Source organism: Haladaptatus caseinilyticus, from assembly GCF_026248685.1.
Taxonomy (GTDB): Archaea; Halobacteriota; Halobacteria; order Halobacteriales; family Haladaptataceae; genus Haladaptatus; species Haladaptatus caseinilyticus.
Genome location: NZ_CP111041.1, coordinates 75,814 through 97,488, shown reverse-complemented (window position 1 = coordinate 97,488; position 21,675 = coordinate 75,814). Strand labels below are relative to the sequence as shown.

21 protein-coding genes are annotated in these 21,675 nt (G+C 51.6%); 1 reads left to right on the top strand and 20 read right to left on the bottom strand.

The window, feature by feature from the left end; all coding sequences use genetic code 11:
- Nucleotides 1-452: 452 nt before the first annotated feature.
- From OOF89_RS20445 to OOF89_RS20375, 15 genes are all read right to left on the bottom strand, one after another.
- The gene (locus tag OOF89_RS20445; RefSeq protein ID WP_266082426.1) at nt 453-635 is read right to left on the bottom strand and encodes a hypothetical protein; all 183 of its coding nucleotides are present in this window, start codon (nt 633-635) and stop codon (nt 453-455) included.
- The gene (locus OOF89_RS20440; protein WP_266082424.1) at nt 632-901 is read right to left on the bottom strand and encodes a HalOD1 output domain-containing protein; all 270 of its coding nucleotides are present in this window, start codon (nt 899-901) and stop codon (nt 632-634) included. The genes OOF89_RS20445 and OOF89_RS20440 overlap by 4 nt, the downstream gene beginning before the upstream one ends.
- 200 nt (nt 902-1,101) lie before the next feature.
- On the bottom strand, nt 1,102-1,746 hold the full coding sequence (locus tag OOF89_RS20435; RefSeq protein WP_266082422.1) for a helix-turn-helix domain-containing protein: 645 nt from the start codon (nt 1,744-1,746) through the stop codon (nt 1,102-1,104).
- 123 nt (nt 1,747-1,869) lie between these two features.
- Complete coding sequence (locus OOF89_RS20430) at nt 1,870-2,364, bottom strand: universal stress protein (protein ID WP_266082420.1); 495 nt, start codon at nt 2,362-2,364, stop codon at nt 1,870-1,872.
- Between the two features lie 889 nt (nt 2,365-3,253).
- Nucleotides 3,254-4,072: an ABC transporter permease gene (locus OOF89_RS20425; protein WP_266082419.1), complete on the bottom strand. Its 819-nt coding sequence runs from the start codon at nt 4,070-4,072 to the stop codon at nt 3,254-3,256.
- Nucleotides 4,069-5,025 (bottom strand): ABC transporter ATP-binding protein, encoded by a 957-nt coding sequence (locus tag OOF89_RS20420; RefSeq protein WP_266082417.1) that lies wholly within the window; start codon nt 5,023-5,025, stop codon nt 4,069-4,071. The genes OOF89_RS20425 and OOF89_RS20420 overlap by 4 nt, the downstream gene beginning before the upstream one ends.
- Nucleotides 5,026-6,105: 1,080 nt before the next feature.
- Nucleotides 6,106-6,780, bottom strand: a complete 675-nt coding sequence (locus tag OOF89_RS20415) for an immunoglobulin-like domain-containing protein (RefSeq protein ID WP_266082415.1) — start codon at nt 6,778-6,780, stop codon at nt 6,106-6,108.
- 576 nt (nt 6,781-7,356) lie between these two features.
- Nucleotides 7,357-7,764, bottom strand: a complete 408-nt coding sequence (locus OOF89_RS20410; protein ID WP_266082413.1) for a hypothetical protein — start codon at nt 7,762-7,764, stop codon at nt 7,357-7,359.
- A gap of 1,508 nt (nt 7,765-9,272) precedes the next feature.
- Complete coding sequence (locus tag OOF89_RS20405; RefSeq protein WP_266082411.1) at nt 9,273-9,902, bottom strand: ECF transporter S component; 630 nt, start codon at nt 9,900-9,902, stop codon at nt 9,273-9,275.
- Nucleotides 9,903-10,200: 298 nt separating this feature from the next.
- Nucleotides 10,201-11,136: a nucleoside hydrolase gene (locus tag OOF89_RS20400; RefSeq protein WP_266082409.1), complete on the bottom strand. Its 936-nt coding sequence runs from the start codon at nt 11,134-11,136 to the stop codon at nt 10,201-10,203.
- A 48-nt stretch (nt 11,137-11,184) separates the two neighbouring features.
- Nucleotides 11,185-12,933: an ABC transporter ATP-binding protein gene (locus OOF89_RS20395; protein ID WP_266082408.1), complete on the bottom strand. Its 1,749-nt coding sequence runs from the start codon at nt 12,931-12,933 to the stop codon at nt 11,185-11,187.
- Nucleotides 12,930-13,709: an energy-coupling factor transporter transmembrane component T family protein gene (locus OOF89_RS20390; RefSeq protein ID WP_266082406.1), complete on the bottom strand. Its 780-nt coding sequence runs from the start codon at nt 13,707-13,709 to the stop codon at nt 12,930-12,932. Before OOF89_RS20390 ends, OOF89_RS20395 begins: the two co-directional genes overlap by 4 nt.
- 343 nt (nt 13,710-14,052) lie before the next feature.
- Complete coding sequence (locus tag OOF89_RS20385) at nt 14,053-14,517, bottom strand: universal stress protein (protein WP_266082404.1); 465 nt, start codon at nt 14,515-14,517, stop codon at nt 14,053-14,055.
- 39 nt (nt 14,518-14,556) lie between these two features.
- The gene (locus OOF89_RS20380) at nt 14,557-15,492 is read right to left on the bottom strand and encodes a nucleoside hydrolase (RefSeq protein WP_266082402.1); all 936 of its coding nucleotides are present in this window, start codon (nt 15,490-15,492) and stop codon (nt 14,557-14,559) included.
- 4 nt (nt 15,493-15,496) lie between these two features.
- Nucleotides 15,497-16,330 carry an NAD-dependent epimerase/dehydratase family protein gene (locus tag OOF89_RS20375; RefSeq protein ID WP_266082400.1) on the bottom strand — a complete coding sequence of 278 codons (834 nt, stop codon included), beginning with the start codon at nt 16,328-16,330 and terminating at the stop codon, nt 15,497-15,499.
- 98 nt (nt 16,331-16,428) lie between these two features.
- Here OOF89_RS20375 and OOF89_RS20370 point away from each other — a divergent pair, with 98 nt between their 5' ends.
- The gene (locus OOF89_RS20370) at nt 16,429-17,142 is read left to right on the top strand and encodes a metal-dependent hydrolase (protein ID WP_266082398.1); all 714 of its coding nucleotides are present in this window, start codon (nt 16,429-16,431) and stop codon (nt 17,140-17,142) included.
- A 29-nt stretch (nt 17,143-17,171) separates the two neighbouring features.
- Here OOF89_RS20370 and OOF89_RS20365 read toward each other — a convergent pair whose 3' ends face one another.
- The 5 genes from OOF89_RS20365 to OOF89_RS20345 form a co-directional block, all read right to left on the bottom strand.
- A complete protein-coding gene (locus OOF89_RS20365; RefSeq protein WP_266082396.1) occupies nt 17,172-18,275 on the bottom strand; it encodes a mandelate racemase/muconate lactonizing enzyme family protein in 1,104 nt (367 codons plus the stop codon).
- Nucleotides 18,276-18,337: 62 nt separating this feature from the next.
- A complete protein-coding gene (locus OOF89_RS20360) occupies nt 18,338-19,159 on the bottom strand; it encodes a fumarylacetoacetate hydrolase family protein (protein WP_266082394.1) in 822 nt (273 codons plus the stop codon).
- Between the two features lie 9 nt (nt 19,160-19,168).
- Complete coding sequence (locus tag OOF89_RS20355; RefSeq protein ID WP_266082790.1) at nt 19,169-19,960, bottom strand: SDR family oxidoreductase; 792 nt, start codon at nt 19,958-19,960, stop codon at nt 19,169-19,171.
- A 133-nt stretch (nt 19,961-20,093) separates the two neighbouring features.
- A complete protein-coding gene (locus OOF89_RS20350) occupies nt 20,094-20,894 on the bottom strand; it encodes an IclR family transcriptional regulator (protein WP_266082392.1) in 801 nt (266 codons plus the stop codon).
- Nucleotides 20,895-21,194: 300 nt separating this feature from the next.
- Complete coding sequence (locus OOF89_RS20345) at nt 21,195-21,650, bottom strand: nucleoside 2-deoxyribosyltransferase (RefSeq protein WP_266082390.1); 456 nt, start codon at nt 21,648-21,650, stop codon at nt 21,195-21,197.
- Nucleotides 21,651-21,675 lie beyond the last annotated feature (25 nt).

The window sequence follows — 21,675 nt, the reverse complement described above, 5'->3', positions numbered from 1 at the left end:
GTGCGATGTTGGGAGAATCGCAATACGAGCGGTGCAGGCGCTTGGCTTGTGGGTCGGTGTGTCATGGTGGGGTGGCTGCTGGGCAGAACCCATTGGTACTGAATAATGTACCCCGTGTCACGACCACACGAATAAACGGTGTTGCGATAACACACCGTTGGCGTTCATCATCTTCGCCGGCGGCGGAGATGAGCACACATAGTGTACTGGTGCGTTCCGTGCTAACTAGAGCCAGAGCATCCGTATAAGGGTAGCGTCTCACCTCGTCGAATATCGATATGATAGTATCCATTTAGTTTCGAAAAGAACGCTCCCAGCTTGAATTGGTCATCAATCCAACGAAAGGCAGATTCGCTCATTGAAATCCCGCCCACCACCACTACATCAGTGCCACTGGAACAACAGCTACCAACAGAGGTGCTGAGTCATCGATCTAGGAGGAGCACACCGTGTCACTGGAGCAGTGATCGGGAGCGACGTGACGACGGCGTGTATGACTGTGCCTGGATGGGTGTGTGATCCGTCTCTCGATAATGGGCGATGCCAGCATTCGTGACGGCCATGCGTGCGGTTCCATCGGCGGTGGTGGCAGACCACTCACAGACACCACAAACAAGGCGGTATGGATCACTCATGTCGGCTGAACGGTCACTCTCCTGGCGGGCGTGATTTCGACGTGGTGGCCGGCGTAGTCAAACTCCATGTGCGGCGATGCTCGTGCATAGAGGGCATCGAGTGCATCAGGATCAATCGCATCGTACAGTGGCGGCGCGACCATCGATGGATCGCACTCCTCTGCTTCGGCGACGGCTTGAATCACAAGCGTACTAATTGGCGTCTGTGGTGAGCGGGTGGTGCGAGGCGGATCGGTCGGGGGTGTTTGAGCGTTGGTGTCGTCCATTATAATCCTCTGAAGTGGGTTGTCTATCGGTGTGCTACTTGGCGAGCGGGGGACACGGGTCGTGGCCGAGTGTTCTTCAGAGTATTCTATGTATCGTGATGGGGTAAGGGCCACTCTCAGGCTTAATGGGGGTTGTCATGAACCCCCATCATTTATAAGCAAACCTGAATGTCCGATTGGGCACAAACGACCTTCCACCGCTACTGTGTGGCATCCGGAAACAAGACTTCCGCGACAAGGGTAGTAATCCCCCGTCGAAGGCGTTGGGAGGCTGAATTCCCACTGATACTGAGCTCTGCAGCGAGGTCTTCAAGGGTGGCGTCACGCGGAATATTCCAAAACCCGCGCTCATAGGCGGCTGCAATGATTTCATACTGATCATCAGTCAGTTGGCCCCCCTCGTCTGGAAGCGTAGGATTGTATAGCCGACGAAGCTCAATTGCAACGCCGTGTTCACGACATTGGGTTAGAAAGTCGGTGAGTGCCTGTCGGATCGGAAATTGCAGGCGGAACTCCCAGGCATCGACGGTGCCTTCTGCGATGAGTATCTCGGCATCCGTCGCGAGTAAGGGTTGGACGAGATGGTTGACGTCCGGGCTCCATTCGATTTCAAACAGCAGACGACCATCTGCTTCGGTGAGTAACTGGACGTCCTGTGTCAGCGGATCATTTCGGAGTGTGGCTTCGATGGCGTCGCTCTCACCACCTTCAACCCAGAATAAGGGGATGATGCCCGATTGGAGTGGGACGAGGCGTTCGAGTTCGATCTTGATGGCGGGGTATTCGTCGAGCAGGCGGCCGAGGGCGAATTGGTCGGCGGGTACCGTGATATCGGTGATGATCATGGGCGGGTCTCCGTGTTGAGGGCGTAGGAATGAGTCTACTAACTCGGTCAAAGCTAATCCTTTCGCCTGTTATATAAGGGATGGCGGTCGGTACCAATAGATAATGGGACCAGGTTATCGTTTTCAGAGAGGAATCAGAGACCGGCACACCCTCTCTGCGCTCTTCTGGTGAGTGTTTTCATTGTGATCCGAGTCGACAAGCCGAATGGCAAGCACTGGAGCTTCGGCCCGCCGAATGACTTTCTCGGTGACGCTCCGCCGTAGTGCATGCCGAAACCCACTCCGCCCATGGGTCCCCATCACGATCAAATCGACATCCTGCTCGGCGGCATATTGCAGGATCGCTCGCTGTGGTTTCCCCTCTGCGATCGAACCAGCCGTGGTGCGAATATCACGGCGTCCGGCTTGTGCAATAACGTCTTCGACCATTTGTTTGGCTTCGACTTCGAACTCCTCATACATGGCCATCCGTTTTTCATCGGGCTCTGTGCCATCGGTCTCAACCACCGACACAATGTGAAGAGCCATCTCATACTGCTCGGCGAGTTCCAATGCATAGGGGATTGCATTCTGTGCAGTATCGCTGCCATCGATTGGTAACAGAAGTGTGGAGAACATTATATATAGAAAGTACGTGCTTGATTTGGATAATCATATCGCTGTTTTCAGTGAGTACTCCTCTGTCTGCCACGCAGGTCCGTGTCGAGAGAAGAGAGTGTCGACGTCTCTTACTCTCCGCAGAGAAACCTGTTACCACTATCAGGAGCCTCCGCTCACCGAGGGTTGGAGTAAGAGTGAATCAGGAAATGTGGGACAGAATAAGCACAGCAGCGGCGATGGTCTCCCTCACATTTCGTTGGAGAAGTTCGCTTCAGCGAGAAAATCAGGCGAAGTGCTGTCGGTTGCGTGATCGCTGGTAGTAATGATATGTGCTAATATCCCCTCTCTCTACTTGGTAGTTAGACTGGCATGGAGATAACGACGTTGCTTGTCAAGGTAGCGGATTTTACTGATGTCCACTTCTGCTTATACTGCCCACAGGAAGTAAACCACCCAAAAACACCGATTTTCGAAAATCGACCTCGCTGCCGTCGCACGTTCTACTTCGATTATCAAATCAATCATGCACCTTGGAACGGGCCGAAATATCAGAAATAATTTACATTTCCGGATCGTTCTGAGCAGCCAAATTCGATCACCGAAATCAATGCCAATTGGCACTCTAAATATGTCCCGCAAAATTCACGTGATCGACTCAAGGGTGCCCAGGGAGTCTGCTTCTACTTGTGATTTTAAGCAGCTGGGAACAGTATCGGTTCAAAATTGAATATGTCTTAATCCTTCAGCCCCGACAATGATGTCGAATTTGTAGTAAACTGGCAAGATTCTCGTCGCTGTCGGTGTTGTGATGGCGCAGAGAAAACAGGATGAGTGAGGTGTCTCTAAAGATCCTATGGTGGACAGATCAAAAGAACCGATTTCGACACTAGGCAGGCGATCAAGTACACTAGAGATCTGCACGGCGGAACTGCAATAAACCAAGGGCTAACAGGAGAGTCGGCCAGGCAACAAGTACCATGAGCGCAAACCAGCCACTCTGATAGAATGCAGCGCTAGCGGCCTCGCGCATTAACTCGTCACGGCGAGCGCCGTGCGATGGAATGAGGAATCGATTCTTCGCTGTTAAAAACGCTGTGAAGAAATTAATATTCTTTACAAGTGAGAACCAGATTGACGGATCGCCAGCATCTATTCGGGGATTCCAGATCATCCTCGTCAAAGACTGCCAGCCAAACATAACAAACACATACAGCCCAAGACCAGCACCAAGTGCCCACTCGCGTGTCCGTGTAAACGCAGAGATGCCAATAATGATTCCAGTTGTAGTGAGAGCATACACCATACTAAGTAGTGCGAGTGTGACATAGAGGGTTGATGGGAGGTTTCCACTATACCATGTATTTGTAATCGCTGCTGCACAAAGACTCAGAACAAGAATCACGCAAAAAATGATACAACGACCGATAAAAGTACCAATGAATACATCAGCGCGCGAATGAGAGTACGCAAGTAGCAACCGCAGACTTCCTGACTCGCGCCTACCAGCGATTGAGCTGAAGACGAGCACAAGGGCTGCTAATGGAATCAGTACGCGCAAGATCATTGGAGCGAGTAATATCTCGACCTCAGCATACATATGGACGCCTCGTGAGCCTTCATGTCCAACAACTGCCAGGATGAATATAAACAACCCCCCGATACACCGCACCAACTTCGAGTGATAAGCTTCAAGAATCTCTCGCTTTGCAACCATCCACGTGCTCATTGGCGTACCTCTGCCTGATGAGTCAGGCTGTCCTCTGTAGTGGGCGATTCAGTATCAGTGTAGGCACTGAACAGATCTTCCAATGGTGCACGTTCTGTTTCAAATCGATTCACAGTGGCTCCCGCGTCACGAAGGACGTCAAGCACGGTAACCTGAGCGTCGTCGGTACAGGAAACAGCGATCTCATGTCCATTGACGGAAACATGGGACACACCAGAAAGAGACCGGAGAGCATCGAGAGCCTGCGACGTAACGTCGTCTGTGCTCACTCGAAGAATCGACTCACTACCAAGACGATTTCGAAGGTTTTGAGCACTATCCTTAGCCACAAGACGCCCATCATTAAGGATCCCTACGCGGTCACATACCGCTTCGACTTGGTCAAGGATGTGGCTCGAGAAAAAGACCGTTGCGCCACGATTGGCCTCTTCTCGAACAATTTCACGCATTTCCCGGGCACCGTTGGGATCAAGGCCTGAGGACGGTTCATCAAGAATGAGTAACTCTGGCTCACCGACTAATGCCATTGCAAGAAGAAGGCGTTGCGTCATCCCCTTCGAATAGTCGCCGACTTTTCGGTCAGCAGCATCTGTAAGACCAACGCGATTGAGCAGAACCTCGGGGTCATCGTCTGCGTTCTTTGACTCAATAGCAAACCAAAGATGCTGGCGCGCAGTTAAAACATCGAAGAGGTGGACAGCATCCGGGAGAACGCCAGTCCGCTGATGAACTGCTTGACTCTCCTGCTGTGCATCATAGCCAAGCACACGAGCAATCCCATCGGTTGGACGGACATAGTCGAGAATGATGTCGATAGTGGTTGACTTTCCAGCGCCATTGGGCCCTAGAAAGCCAAATATCTCTCCTTCTCTGACAGTAAGATCAATACCGCGAAGGGCAACGAGATCTCCGTAACGCTTGTGAAGGTTCCGAAGTTTGATTGTGGAAGACATCAATATAGTTTTTCAGAAGGTATTAGATAATATTTTCTATATTATAAATATATTTTATTTTCATACATTACCACAAAGCATTTACTGGATTCCGTAAAGACCGTCATCGCGAGGTCGCCTTGACAATACAAGATAACGACGTATGGATCGGAGCCACCATTCTATTTATCCCGCTACTCTCGCACGAGTATTCGGCGACAGGAAAGAATGATAGTGAAGATGCGTTCTTGACTGTAGCCAAGTATTCGTAGAAGACGTTCTGCTGGACGTGGTGAGGGTTGGTGCAGGGATTTAGTTCCTCCACAATCATGTCGTCGATAGAGATTGTATACTGGTGGTCTGTGAGATTCAAGTGCCCTCATTGATATCTGCGATGAGTCCGTACCTACTGCTCAATATAAGATATAGGGCAAAAAGCGGCTTCGAATTCATTAGATAGCGCACCTTTCAGACCTAGCTTTTCATGGATTTGTAGAACCCCCGTTGATATTGAAATACGAAAACACTGATTCCGATAAGAACGACGAGTATCCCGGGAATGAGATAGAAGAAGTTCGGATTGCAGGCTGGTATTATCCGTTCGTGTGGACACAGCATATTCTCTGGCTGAAATGAAAACCAAATCATGACACAACCGCTAATGATACCAAGAACACCAAGTTTCTGTGAGCGAGGAGGTGAATTCATGATGAATTCTGAAACGGGCTACAGTAAATCTCTTGTCCTGACGTGAAAGAGATCGTTCAACCACTACGAACTGCACATAGATCTCTTGGGGGTCCTGGGGTGGGTGCACTTCCACGAATAGGTTTAGGCGGCAGGAAATCGGGGTCATCCTTCATGTCTGTCTTCGTTAGTAGGGGTATTGTCAATTGCATCGAGCAGTCGCAAGCTAGCTCTGGAGCGCATCGAAGAGGGACGTCTCACGGCGCATACCAGACACGTCGCGAGAACACGTCATGAAGAATTGCCAGCTAGATTGAATGTAGATACATCCAAGTTAGTATAATATACTAATCTCCGTGAGTACCTGTATCGATTGAGAACAGGCCAGATGTTGAGCGAACGACGCACAAACCATCATTTAGACGGTTTTATACGGAAGTTGATCGCGAAGAAGGGGTCAGTCGCAAGCAATACGAACCGATACAACCCAGGGACGAATTCGTGTTTAATGATCTCACTTTTGGTTTCGAGTGCCGAGCGTCCCAGCGTGACGGTTTCGGTGATGGAGTCGCCGGGTTTGAGGGTGGTTAAACACGCAAGGAACACATTGCTTGTCGTCCACATCATCTCGCGCCACCGACCATTTTTCTGCTGTTGAAGCGTCCACGGGTTGTGGCAGCCGAGCGAAATCTCGGTCGTACTCGTGTTTGTAACGGTAAACTCGATCGTTTCTCCTGTAGTAACCGGGTTCTCTGGCCCTGAGAGCTGTAGGTGGTCATGCTCGTATGTGATTGGCTCCTCGAGCTCAAGCGTCTCCTCATACTTCTCGGTAAGCGGTTGAGCATTCTTACTGTCCTCATTCTTACTGTCCTCATTCTTACTGTCCTCATTCTTACTGTCCTCATTCTTACTGTCCTCATTCTTACTGTCCTCATTCTTACTGTCCCCAAGTGCTGTACAACCACCAAGCGAGACAGCAGAAATTCCGCACAGGCTGAGAACTGCACGTCGGGACCACTGCTGAGCCATTTCGTTCCCGCCTACTTCACTTCTTGCTATAAGTTTTCTGGAGAGAATGTTGCTCTTCACTAAATTTAGACGATGATCAGCGCACGGATTGATTCAAAAGTGTCGGAGAGATCCATGTCGGTCATCTATTTGTCGAGAGGTATGGAACGGATATTTCACTGTACGCTACAGTTGAACCCCACATTGGCAGCGTTCGTGCCTCATTCGGAAGCCTCCTTGACGCGGAGGGTACCGCCGCAGTCACCACTACTGCACTATTCGGGATGTTTAACGACTTTCGAGTGTCGATAGCGTACGAGTCGTTCGGTACAACCATCTCAGATCAGCCAGTTCGGGGTGAGAACGCGTTGCGCACAGATCGATTCGGGGATCCCGGGGTGATTTCAATTCCGCTGTTGATTTTCATGAGTAGTGGTTTTCACCCTTTGATTGGCCGCTCACAGTTCAACGGCACTCATCGACTCAATTATATTCGATTCCATTCCCGTTCGTATTTTGCTGTTGTAGTTAAAATCGCTCCGAGGGTTGGCCTGCAGCACGTGGGGATTTATGATTGCCTTGATCTCGGGGGATAACTACTTTCATCCTAATCTTGCATCGAAGGCTTTCCGACAGACGGTATCCTGTTTCACGTCCTTATCGACGTTCAACAGTATAGTTTAGTGAACCAGATTCGTTCACCGAAAGGCGGATTATAGAACCATCAGAACCCGCAGATGGATCTACTGTGATTCGAATCGGGTTTCCCGAGTCAACTGTCGCTTTTATATTGTAATTCCCAGATTTTGTGAGCACATTTTTATAGATGTGTTCAGAATCAGGTTCTATTGAAGTGGTTCCGTTTCCATTCGACTCTACCTCTGGGGCTGTTTGAGGTCCATTAAGAATTGAAAATGCGACCAGATGTGGAAGTGAATCATTGTTTTCGACAATGATTGACCCCGACGGAGGGGAAGTCCTTCCAGAGAGAAGCGAACAGCCAGAGATAGTGGCAACGCCAGCAACACCACCAACATGCATGAATGAACGGCGAGAAATTTCCATTGTAGTCAACTCGTTGTAGTATACTTTGGGTGAGTATTTAAAAATAGTCCCATATTCCATTTTGAATTTCAAAATGGGTTTCATGAGCAATTTATCTGCCTGACGTCAGACCATTACTAAACCAAAACTACCCACTACAACCTGCCCACAGATTGATTCGGGGATCCCGGGGGGTTCTACTTCCGCTTATAATTTGAAGACGGTGTACGATTCGACGAACTTTAGCCACAACATAGAGCAGTATATACTCACTTCCTCGCGATTTTTATCTCTCAGTGCTCTATGGCCCATTTATTTCCTTAAAACCAACATCCCAAAAAACTCCTGAGCCAGACGCTTATTCACGGGACGATAGTTTACCTTGCCCACACTCTCATTGCATTGTTTAACGGTGGACGCTGAAATTGTTAGCTATAAAGTCCGCAACATGAGCTGCGAACAGATTGAATTGGAGGTCGGGATGTTGTATTGCCGTTTATGAGGTCAATGTACTGCAATCAATCCATTTCTATCTGATGGTCGAAATGATCGACAGCAATTTATTTAGTTACGATAGATATTTGCACATGATCTGCAATGAAGGTTAACCAGCAAAACGACACCATTGCACGATTAATTGTTGGTTAGTAGACAGCCCGATACCGGAACCAGCCAATCTCCCGTCCTACCGATTTACTGCCGAATTCATCGTTAATAATTCCAGAAATAAGACAGTGAGATGCTACGAACTGTCGTCCACAATGCTCGAGAGCTCGGAATCTATTTGCACCGCATAGGACTAGAACAATCGGACAGCGGCCGCTGATATTTATCAAACTAAACGGGCGATGGGCAATGAATTCGCCATAAGAGCACGTATGAGAAAAATTCGGGAAAATATTGGAGACAGAGAGTCGATCCTCGAGAAATACATCCCCCGAAATCATCCAATATTATAAAAATAATTACCGGCGACCAGTGTATGTATCGCGACCAAGAATCGGAAATAATTATTTTCAAAGACACTTTTATTTTAATAATAATAGTGATAAAATAAATTAACTAACCAACAAACTGAATAGGGTTATATTGTGGTTAAAGTATGAATCAGCATTCAAAATTCGCCGAAATTAGCATTATCTGATTGGAAAGGATCGGGTTGCAATGACCGATTTTAATTCCTGTTCTGGTGTGTCGTAGGCGACGTTCCACTCACCCACACTCATGAGCTACAAATATCAACTAATTCCGAACGTCCAGGTGCGTTTACCATGTTCGGTTCGTTACTATGCAGACGACTCGATGGACAGTATTGATCCGTCCGGTGAAGTTCCGTGCGGAGTACGTGGCTCAACCCGTCAACATAGACACCGTAGTTCACCGTCGTGTGGTCAGATGAAAATCCACTTTCTCAAAAAACGATTCTCAGAGAGTACACCTTCTTGTACAATATTAACCATTTCTTCTAGGATCCTAATCCGGAGTTCCGAAGCACGTTTGAGCAGGGTTCCAATGGAAATCTCCGAGTTTCAGGAGAGTACTTTCTGCCCCTGCTCTGGGAGGTACCGCTTGGGAACGGACTGAGCGATGAAGTACGCTGCATATGCCATGATCGTTTTATCGATAAGGTCAACTATTAATTGCGAGATCAGGGCGCTTACCACGATGTTTAGACCGGATGCGACAAAGAGACTCGTTATTACGCTCATTCCAGCGCCTGTGACACCACCGAACACCATGACCACGACTGGAACCGAAAAGATAACCGAGGTGAGACCGAGAAGAATACCGGGTACGATCACCTTCTTTGCATTGGAGAACCATCCCCGACGGGCCAGATAACCCCCAACGAGTCCCATTGCGACCGGTGTAAGGACGAATGCCATTTGCACCGGATTACCGATCATTCCGCTGATGATGTTGCTCAGACCGCCCGTCAGAGCGGCCGCCCATGGTCCGACGAGAATTGCCAGAAGTACTGTTCCGATGTTGTCGAGGAACAATGGTAATTTGAGCGTATTCGCAATGAAATCACCAGTGGCGTTAAGTCCTATTCCTACTGGAATCAGTACCCATGTCGTCGTCGATGAAAAATCCGAACTGACATGTGTTTTCACTGACCCAAATATTCCACTCTGTTTACTAGTGTTGTCTGCCATCGTCTACCACACCATGTAAAACCTCCCTTCCAGATAATAAAAATACCGGTTAAGATCATGTTCGAATATTCGGAATATTGTGTGCTATCGAATTTGCCTGTCGCAGACCGTTTCCACAACGGGCTCGTGGTATTATCCAATCGAATATTCAGGTGAAACCGCCAAGGAACGGATTGCCGATTTTAGCGGGTTGTGATAAGGGAATCAATTGTCCGAGCCAGACAAGGATCCATCCTGAGCATGTCGGTCAGAATCAATATATCTACGGTGACAACCCTGCCAGAGATCGCTGTCAGGATTAGTGGAGTGACCGGAGGGAGCTCAAAACGGCCGACGCGTAACGCTCCCCGTCAACGCCGAGTGCTACTTCACAGTTTGGCGGTTTCTCATAAACCTCGTGTTCATCGTAAATCGTTGCTCCGTTCGACGGACCGCCCGTCGTATCAATTTCGACGTACGCCGCCTCGAATTCGAGGATATCGTCGATAATGTCCGTGAGAATGACAGCGTCACTCGCGAGGCCTCCGTCGTGACCGAACTTTGTCCGTACTTCCTCGATACTGAACTCCAGGATAGAAGCCGTCGTCGACAAGGGATTCGGTTCTTCCGCAAGCGCTCGAATGTCTTCCGTGTCGACGTATACGTGTTCAGTGACGTCGAGGCCAACGATCTTTGGCTGCGCATCCTGCACGACACGAGCAGCGGCAGGAGCATCGACGTAGAAATTGAACGATGCTTGTGGAGTCACGTTACCCGTCGTCTTCAGTGCGCCTCCCATCAGGTAGATGTCGCCAACCATGTTGGGGAGGTTGGGCTCTTTTGCGATAGCGAGCGCGAGATTCGTTTGTGGGCCGACAGCGGCGATCGTCAATTCGTCACCGTATTCGTGGGCCTGTTCGATGATGAAGTCGACCGCGTGTGTGTCGATCGGTACACCGCTCGGTTCGGGCAGTTCTTTCTGAACACTTTCAGGAAGCCCACCCGGACCGTGGATATGCTCCGCCGTTTCGAGCGAGTCGGCGAACGGTCGGGTCGCACCTTTCGCGACTGGAACGTCAGCACGGTCGACGAACTCCAGCAGGGACAGGGTGTTCCGCGTCGTATTTTCGATGGTCGTGTTACCCATTACGGTCGTCACGCCGACGAGGTCGACGTTGTCAGCACCGAGGGCCATGAACAATGCGATTGCGTCGTCGTTGCCGGGGTCTACGTCAAGTAACAGTTTCGTACTCATGATCGTGATTGGTGAATTATTTATTATTTCGTTATTTTTGTTCGTGAACTATTCTGCTCCGATAGCTTTGAGCAAATCGTCCGTGGAAAGCACGGGGCCGACTCCTAACTCGAGTCCGAGCTCCATTACGGTCGGTGGAAGGACGTTCGAACGGGCGAGCGTCTTCTTGTCGCTGAGTATCGCTCTCGTCTCCCCGTCAGCGATGACCGTCCCTTGGGCGAGAAGGATCGTTCGATCCGCATGTTCTCGAACGAAATCCATGTCGTGCGTGATGACCACCACCAATTTGCCCCGATCGACAAGGGCCTCGACCGCATCGCTTAGACTCTCCTGTCCCGGCGCATCCTGCCCACTCGTGGGTTCATCAAGAACGACTATCGGAGTGTCCATTGCGACGACGGAGGCAGCAGCGACGCGCTTTCGCCACGCGTCACCGAAGTCGTACGGGTTTTCAGTTCGTCGATCCACAAGACCGAACATTTCGAGCGCCCACTCCGTCTTTGTAGCCACTTCTTGCTCGTCGTAGCCCAGGTTTCGCGGTCCGTATTTTACCTCCTCTTCGACCGAACTGTGGAACAGCTGATCGTCCGGATTCTGGAAACTGAGTCCGACATCGTGGGCGAGTTGTGCGACCGAGTGATTGCGGGTATCCTTTCCTCGAATACAAACGGTTCCTTTTGTCGGACTGAGGAGGCCGTTGAGGTGTTTGATGAGAGTCGATTTTCCGGCACCGTTCTGCCCGATCAGGCAGACACAGCCGTGTTCGAGCGACATCGAGACACCCGATAATGCTTCGATCCCGTTTTCGTAGCGATGATGAAGGTCGTCGATATCCACCGTCACGCCACCATCCGGTTGCGCGTCCAACGCTGATATTTCCGGCGTATCTCGATTTTCGGGCTCCTGTGGTGACCGAGTATTTTCGACCGTGCTCGTGGGCGTCGTTGTAGATCGCCGTAGTTCAGCTAAACATTCGTCGCTTGTTATCGGAACCGGTTCGCTCTCTGGGATCAGTCCTGATTCACGGAGACGGTGACCGATATCCACCGGCACGGGAATAGTGATCGGGAAATCGGCTTCGACGGCGCGAGTGAGGACGGTTGGCGGTGTCCCATCGAGCTCGATTTTCCCATTTTCCATGTACACCAGTCGATCCAAGTATGGTACTAGGCGCTCTAACTCCTGACTGACGATAACGACGGTGTACCCTTCATCGTTCATCTTGCTAACGACATCGAACACCTCTTTACTGCCCTCCGGATCGAGCTGTGCAGTGGGTTGTTGGAGGATGAAGATTTCCGGTTTCATGGCGAGAACCGACGCGATCGCCACTCGTTGACATTGGCCTCCTGACAACTGCTGAGGGTGGCGATCGGCGAGGTCTTCGATGCCGATGGTCGCCAGCGCTTCGCGAGCCTGCTCACGCATTTCCTCACGACCGAGGCCGTAACTCTCCAACCCGAAGGCGACCTCCTCGAGAACCGTCGATGTCGCACCGGTCAGTTGGTCGTACGGGTTTTCGAAGACGTAACCGATCTTCGCGGAGAGTTCCCCGATCGAGTGATCGCTAATCACAGCATCGTCGACGGTAACTTCACCGGAAAGCTCACCGTTGTAAAAATGCGGAATCTGGCCGGAAAGGAGACGACAAAGGGTCGCTTTCCCCGATTCACTTGCTCCGGTCACTCCGACGAAGCTTCCGGCATCGATTTCGATCGAAACGTCGTCGACGGCGGCTTCGTCTTCCGGTTGCGTTTGATACCTGAACGAGACGTTCGAGAGACGAAGTTGACTCATGCGATGATCCTCCAAAAGATCGCACCGATCACGGCTACACCCGCGCAATACCGTACTACGCGTTCGGCGACTGGGTCGGAGACTTCATAGAGGAACGTCCGCTTCCCACCTGCCTTAAATCCTCTCGCATTGAGTGCCAGTGCTCGTGTGTTCGCGGCGATGAGCGTGCTAATGAGTAGCGGCGTGAGGAGGGCGACGATCGATTTGAATCTTGATCGGATATTCGCCCTCGTATCGAGGCCGCGTGCTTGCTGGGCTTCCGCGATCGAATGGGCACGATCACGGATTTCGGGGATTATTTGAAGCGAGGCGACGAATACGTACGCCAACTTGTTCGGGACTCCCTTCTCAGTGAGTGCAATGCGAATTCGTTGTGGTTGTGCTGTCGTTGCAAGGAGCAAGAACGACAGTATCAGAACCGAAATTCGAAGGAAGATGAGCCGCGCTGCGACGAACCCTTCCTTCCACACCGTAATTGGACCGACCGTATAGAGTGGAGTTAGTTGATTAGCTGGGTTGAGAATCCCCTGTACGAGAACTAAAAACAGGGCAAACGGAACCGCCACTGTCGCGTATAGCCGGAATATTACCCCGTGTACCCTCGCGATGAATACGAGTCCAGCTAACACGATGCTCAGTACCAATGCAACGCGGTAGTCGGAAACGATGAACACGATCAGTGAGAGGCAAACGGCGAGGACGATCGAAGTCACCGGATTGAGCCTGTGAAGGATGCTTTCCCCTGGTCTGTAAATCGATGAGTTCGTTTCAGCCATCGTCGTAAGCCCTGTGAATGATAATCCACCGTTGGTTATTGTTCCACTTTCCCATACCACACCGTGTCACTACTATGGATATATATCTTGCCCCTGTTGCGGGAAAACATGTAGGGAAAGAAACTCGAAAATGAGCGACGTGACGAACATCAGCCTCTTCCGTCGATACGTTCGACCTCCGGCCGGACGATTTTGATCCACCGCCAGCCGCTCGTAACATGCGTAATACCAACTCTGTCTTCTCTCACCCCGGAAATTCCGGGTGCGACAGCCAAAGGAGGGTTCGTCGTAGGGACAGCCGAAGCGATCGTTTTCCTCGACCGACTGAACAATACTGGTCGAATTAGTGCTTAGCCGTCCGAACAGTAACATATCCGTCGAAATTGAGGATGATCGATTGAGCCATCTCCCCAAAAAGCGCCTTTCCAGTCGGCGAATGACTCCGATTGGTAACGTATATGTGATCACATCCATGACTCTCCGCGACGTTGATGACCTTCGCCGATGGCCGCGTATTCTCGATGTGGTCGCCGATAGCAGTGTAGTTTACGTCGAGCGAGTCGAGCGTTTCACTGGCAATCGCTGTCGCAAACCTGCTGGCGATATCGATCTTCGTATTCGTCCTTTCGTCTCCGGCATCTATATCCAACCACTGATCCATCGCTTCGGTTGTCGCTCGATCGCTACCATCGATCACGAGCGAGAGAACGACGAGTTCGACGCCAGCGGTAGCGGCGATACTACCGGCTTCTTTGAGGAGTTGGATGTCCGTTTCTACCGGTTCGACGACTGTAAGTATTTTATCCATGTGTGTGCTTATGAAGCGGGTTTTGTAAGCCTCGGCTTTTCATAGTAACGTCTCCAGGTTCGAGAGAATATTGTCACGACATTGATCGACATCTACCGCGAGAGCAACGTCACAGTTCGGCGGCTTCTCGAATACTCCGTGTTCGTCGTAAACCGTCGCTCCGTTCGACGGTCCGCCGGTCGTGTCGATCCCGACGTGAGCTTCCTCAAATGTTATGGGGTCGCCAAGTATTCCCGCGAGCACGACAGCATCGCTGGTGATCGATCCACCTTCTGCGACCGTCCCATCCGGCCCCTGCGCTTTATATGCTAATATGTCGGCGATGAGATCGCCGTACGCACCGTTTCCTCTGAAGCGATCGCGCGCTTCGGAGGGGAGATAGGCGGGTTCAGTCACATCGAGGCCCACGATTTTCGGCCACCCGTCCTGTACTACCCGTGCGGCGGCAGCCGCGTCGACGTAGAAATTAAACGATGCTTGTGGCGTCACGTTGCCCGTCGTTTTTAGTGCGCCTCCCATCTGATAGATATCGCCGATCATATTCGGGAGCTCGGGTTCCAGCGCCATCGCTAAGGCGAGATTCGTTTGTGGGCCGACCGCGGCGACCGTCAGATCGTCACCGTGTTTGCGTGCCTGTTCGATGATGAAATCGACCGCGTGTGTATCGACCGAGTCCCCCGATGGGGTCGGTAAGGATTCACGAACGGAGCTTGGCATACCACCGGGACCATGGACGTATTCGGCCATCACGAGGTCGTCGGCAAACGGACGGCCTGCACCTTTCGCAACGGGGATATCGGTGCGGTCGACGAACTCAAGCAGTGAAAGTGCGTTTTTCGTCGTATTTTCGATCGTCGTGTTTCCCATCACTGTCGTGAGACCAACGACTTCAACGTCATCGTTTCCGAGAGCCATCAAGACCGCGAGGGCGTCGTCGATTCCGGGATCGACATCTAGGAGAAGTTTTTCGGACATGGAATCACCGATCCTCGGGTGGTGCGTCCCATTCTTCGCCGTTATCTTTCGGTTCGTATCCGATCACATCGCGAGCGTGTTCGATGTCGAACCAGCGACGGTCATTGTCACTTACACCGTAGAAGACATCGAACTCGACGTCATCATCTTGCAGACAGCAATCGATCTGTTGTGCCAAATCTCGACGCGATTGCCACATCGCTTTCATTCGAGCGACCTGTTCTTCGTACTGCTCGCTCCCGCGCTCCCACTTACCATCATCAACTCCGTGTTCGGCATCGCCGTATGGATGATCGTATGCTTCGTGTCGTACCGAACAGATTCGGAGTGAGTAAAACTGCCGTGGGTTCGCATAGTTTTCGACGTAGTATCGGCCGAGGTCTTCGTCGAACGATTTCGATGAACCGTAGTAAGAATCGGGACGTCGGGGTGAGGTGTGATCGACCGTCAAGTCGAAATCGAGACCGTAGATCTCCGGTTTGAATTCGACCTCATACATACCAACCACGTGGTTGGTCGATCCGAAGATGAATTTTGGAACGTCCGCATCTCGTGCAGCTTCCAGCGTATTGTACATCCCGATTATATTGTTTTCCAGTACCTGATCCCATGTACCGTCAGTTTCAGGATATCCTGCGAGATGAATAACAGCGTCCTGGTCATCGAATGCCGGTCGCATGGATTCGTAATTTGAGACGTCAGCGACGGTGGTTTCATAGCCGTCACGATCAGACCGGTTGAGATACGTGAAGTTGTATCGATCGTCGTCGGCCAGGTGGTCGATGATTGCGGTGCCGACACGGCCGAACGCTCCCGTTAGTAGAACGTTAGTTGTCATGGGCAACGTGTTCATTTGTCACCCCCCATCAAAAGTGTTCAGGTGACGGATGGCAGAATTGTATTATAGGTAGGGCACACACAGCAATGTGAGCCGAAATGCCACCAACGATCACGTACTACGGGCTGTCATCGTTTGCAATCGACTGCGACGACATGCGCATACTTGTCGATCCATGGATAACCGAGCCGGAGTGGTCCGATGCAACCCTGACCGACTTCGACGACGTCGACTACATCCTCGTCACACACGGTGCCTACGACCATTTGGGAGATACCCTTCCCATCGCGGAAGCCTCCGGAGCAAAGGTCTTCACCGAGCCCGCAGTGGCAGACCACTTGATCAGTGAAGGGCTTCCATCCCACCAAGTCGACCGGGTTATTTGGGGAAACGCATTCGAGATAGAATCCGTCGAAATCCGCATTTTGGAAACTCGTCACCTCTCATACTTCGAATCGCAAGGACAGCGAGTGTCAGGGATGCCACTCGGGTTTCACTTCGAATTTTCCGACACGAGTCTCTACTATATGGGGGATACATCACTATTCAGCGATCTCGAACTGTTCGTCGAGTTGAATGAGCCGGATGTCGTAATGCTGCCCGTCGGTGGCGCACCCGGCGACCGAGCGCCGCTCCCGCCTCGCGACGCGGCTGTTGCGGCGAGCTGGATCGATGTCGATGTGGTGATTCCGGTTCACTACGTCCCCGGGAGTGACGAAGTGGACACGTTTATCTCGGAACTCGCCGACAGAACAGGCGATTCCGCTCCGACCGTGGTCGATCTATCCGTTGATACTCAATACGAGCTATAACCAAGTCAAAAATCAGTTTCCTGAACCGCTTAGATCCGGAACTCGTCAAGAGCGTCCCGATCGAGTTCGACTCCGTGACCAGGACGTTGCGGGAGTTGGATCATCCCGTCTTCGGGCTCGATCGGGTATTTTAGAACGTCATCGAAGGCCTTCACGTCCGAGTCTCGATAGAAGTACTCGATCCAAAGACCGTTCTCGATGGCAGCAAGCAACTGAATATGAAGGTCCCAATTGTAGTGCGGTGCGACCGGTATATCGTGGCACGCAGCCATATCAGCGACACGCATCCACTCGGTAACTCCACCGACAACCGTTACATCCGGTTGAATTACTTCGACAGCATCTTCTCGGAGGAGATCGGCGAAACCATAGCGGTTGAATTCCAATTCGCCGCCGGCAACGGCGTAGTCGAGTGACTCGTTGACCTCCCGGTAGAGATCGAGGCTGTCAGGCATCACCGGTTCTTCGATGAAGTATGGATCGTATTCGGCAAACTTGCGGCATGCACGGACTGCTTCCTGTTTGTTCTTCCATTTCCCGTTCGCGTCCATGAGGAGCGTTCGGTTCGGACCGATGGCCTCACGGGCAACTCGGACCCGCTCGACTTCTTCTTCGAGCGATTTCCGACCAACTTTCATTTTAACCACATCATGCCCGCGGTCGACGTAGGTTTCCATCTCCTCACGAAGACCCTCTAGACCCTTATCCTCGCGATAGTATCCACCGCTGGCGTACGCTGGAACTTCATCAGTATGTCCGCCGAGGAGTTTGTAAAGCGGCATTCCGGCCGCTTTCGCTTTGATATCCCAGAGAGCAGTGTCGATACAGGAAATAGCCCTGACCATCACGCCTTTGCGGCCGATCTGAACCGTGCTGTCAAACATTTCGCGCCAGAGGCGCGACGTGTCGCGGGGATCCTCACCCTCTACGATTGGTGCGAGGACGCTTTCGATAGCTTTTGCGACGACGTCTGCACCCCCATATCCGAGGGTGTATCCCAGTCCTTCGGTGCCATCGTCCGTTCGAATATATACGACGGCGTGGTCGCGTTCTTCGACAACGCGGGTTGCGAAGGCGACGGGCTCTTTTAGCGGAATCGATACGGCGAAACTCTCAATTTCGGTAATTTTCATGGGTACGTTGTTTGTTTACTGGTTATTTACGATCGGTTCATCGACGGACAAGCTATTTCGAGTCATCTCACCACGTCCGCAGATACGTTTCCGACGCTCTCTACCTCTGCTCTGACGGTATCTCCCGGTATAATTTGTTTCGCGCCCGGCGTTCCCGTCGAAATCACATCACCGGGTTCAAGCGTCATGATACGGGAGTGGAATGCCACGAGTTTGCGCGGCGACGCCATCATATTCCGAACCCGGTTTTCAGCGGCTACCTTTCCGTTGACGACGGTTTTGACGGAGAGCACGTCAAGTGAACCAACTTCGTCAGTCGTCACCAGAGAAGGACCGAACACGAGGAACGAATCGAAGCTCTTCGCTCGGGTCAAGAAGCGTGGATTTCGCTCCAATATATCCTCCGCTGTCATGTCGATAACGGGGAGGTAGCCAGCAATAACGTCGTCGACATCGCTTTCATCGACATCGGAGCAGGTTCGGCCGATGACCAAAGCGAGTTCGGCTTCCGCAGTCACGCGATCCGAGATATCCCGAGACGGGAGTCGAATCGGCCCACCGGGACCGGTTGCCGTCGTCGACGGTTTCATGAAACTTGCTGGCTCAGTTGGTCGGTCCTCGTTCAGATCCGACGCGTGATCGGCGTAGTTCAGACCGATTCCCCAAAGTTTCCCCAGCCGTTCGAGAGGCATGGCAAACGAAAGGTGATCTGGCGGAACTGGATTCGCAGACGCATCAGTCGGGCTCGGCAGTTCGTTCGCAGCGGCAAGTGGTAGCGCCTCCTCAATGGTAGTAAGTGATGCGTCGACGGACGCGAGCGGGACGAATCCGTTATCGTCGCCGAGCATAGGTTGTCCGTCGACCGTTCTTGCGAGTTGTGTCATGGGTTTTGTTTACAGATTGGAAGCGCCCTGTCCTCCATCGACAGGTATAGCGACGCCGTTGATGAAACTCGATTGCTCTGAGGAAAGGTAGGCGACGACGTCGCCCAGTTCCATTGGGTCACCAATTCGACCGAGGGGATTGATATCACCCTTCCTTTCGAGACCTTCCTCATAGCTTTCGTACTCTCCTCGATCGACACCAGCCTGGATAAGTTCCTGCTGGCGAGCCGTTTCGTGCGGTGCCGGAAGAACTGCGTTTGCCCGGACCTCCGGAGCTAATTCTTTTGAAAGCGTTTTCTCGAGTCCGATAACGCCCATGCGGACAGCGTTCGAAAGAACGAGTGATGGGATCGCCTCCTTGACGCTTCGGGACGTAATGGTAACGATAGTACCACCACCGTTGTCAGATAGATACGGAGCAGCCTCCCGGACGAGTCGAACGACGCTCATCACGAGCAGATCGAACGCGGCATACCAATCTTCGTCGTCCGTCTCCATGAACGAACCGCTCGGTGGGCCGCCGGCGTTGGTCACGAGGTGGTCTATTCCGCCGAACTCGTCGACAGTCCGGGTAACGAGCCGCTCGATATCGTCAGGATCGGTCAAATCACCCCGTACGGTGAGAACCTCACCCTCCGCGACAGACCGGATATCTTCCGCTGCCTCTTCGAGGCGGCCTTCGTCCCGGCCGTTAATGACAACGTTTGCCCCTTCACTCGCAAGCGCTATTGCCGACGATTTTCCGAGGCCACTACTCGATGCAGTAACTAGTGCTGTATTGCCCGCTATTTCATAGTCCATTTTCGACACAGGACTATCTGAGAACGCATGTATAAAAACTTTCGCCGATGAAAGACACGATTTCGTTTACCACTACTAAATACCATGTGCGAGGAAATAACAAGCAAACGATTCTGATCGATTGGTTCGAAATTCACACGTAATTCGGCATATTTCCACGACGCTCTGTCATATTAATGTTCATTTCGATGATCGTCGCTGTATTCACCACCTTCTCCGGAATCTCTTCTCTGAACTGTTCACCCTTCATTCGACTAATCGGGCCAGAAACGCTCACCGCGCCGAGGATGGCCCCTTCGCTGTCGCAGATTGGGGCGCCGACGGCGCGCATTCGTGTGACTTCCTCTTCATCGTTGAATGCGAAGCCTCGTTCACGGATGGCTTCGAGCGCTTCGTCCAGTTCACCCCTATCGGTGATAGTGTGCTTCGTTCGCTCCGGAAGACCGTAGTGATCGATTATCTCCTCTACCCGTTCTTCGGGTAAATGCGCGAGGATAACCTTTCCAGTCGCCGTGTAATGAAGACAATCCGGTTTTTGCAGTTTTGCCTTTTGATACTCACTTCCGACCGCGTTCTTTCCTTGCACTTTATGAAGTTTCTGACTGAGCCCATATTGCTCAGTCGAGAGGTGTGCGTATTCGCCGGTCTGTTCGGCTAAGGCTTCCAATTCCTCTTTCGCGTGCTCGTACAAGACGTTGTTATTTCGGAGATACTCACCGATGACGAGGAATTTGAGGCTCAGAGTGTACTCACTACCTCGATTGATGACGTACTGATGCTCTTGAAGCGTTGCAAGGTGATTGTGCACTGTTCCTTTCGTTACCCCGAGGTACTCCGCAAGCTCGGTCACCGTTCCCCCGTCAAGATGTTCGAGCGCTTCGATTATTCGGATAGTCGTTTCGACCGCCCCAACCGGGTTTTTCGCTTTCTTCATTGGCTGAGGTTGAAAGCCGCATGGTAAAAGATTTTGTTCATCATTACTAAACAGGTTTGCGCCTCCATTATATCGTTCCGTTCTTTGTAGTAGAGGCTCACTAATTAACGAAGACGGATGACGCCAGTGATGGGTAGACGTGAGCAACACAATACGGTTAGAGATGGCTCTCCCCCATAATCGAGTCAGGGTCGACAGGGGTGATCGAATTAAGACTTGTTTGCACTCTATTCTGGCCACCGTAGCAGTACCATCACAATGTCACGTACCGATAAAAACTGGGAAGGGTTGTACGTATTTTTAATTCGATACGATCTCAGCCGCTCGCTCGTTGACTGCATTCACGAGTTCGTCGGGAGTTTCAACGATATCATCGAGAACCCCGAACACCATTGCATTGTACGGTTCGTCCATCGCAAAAACGCGGCGGTCAGTCTTGAGGCCGATGACCGGGATATCGTGTTCGTAGGCGATTGCAGCCTCGATAACGGTTCCCTCTGATGGGACGCGTCCGTCGAGTGTCGCAGTAACGATATCGGCATCGAGGACGCCCTGGCGGTCGATCTCGAATATCTCCTGTAGTACATCCTCGGTCGTTACGTCCTCTTGGTTCATGACCTCTAACTCGCCGATATCGCCGACGTCTCGTTGCGGGAGGAATACTTCGTACCCCTCGGCTTCCAACGCGTTGCACACGCGCTCGTTGAAATCACGCTCGGCTTGGTTAAACAGCGGACCTGCAAAGTAAATTTGCATCAACCCCGACAATGCATGTGAAATA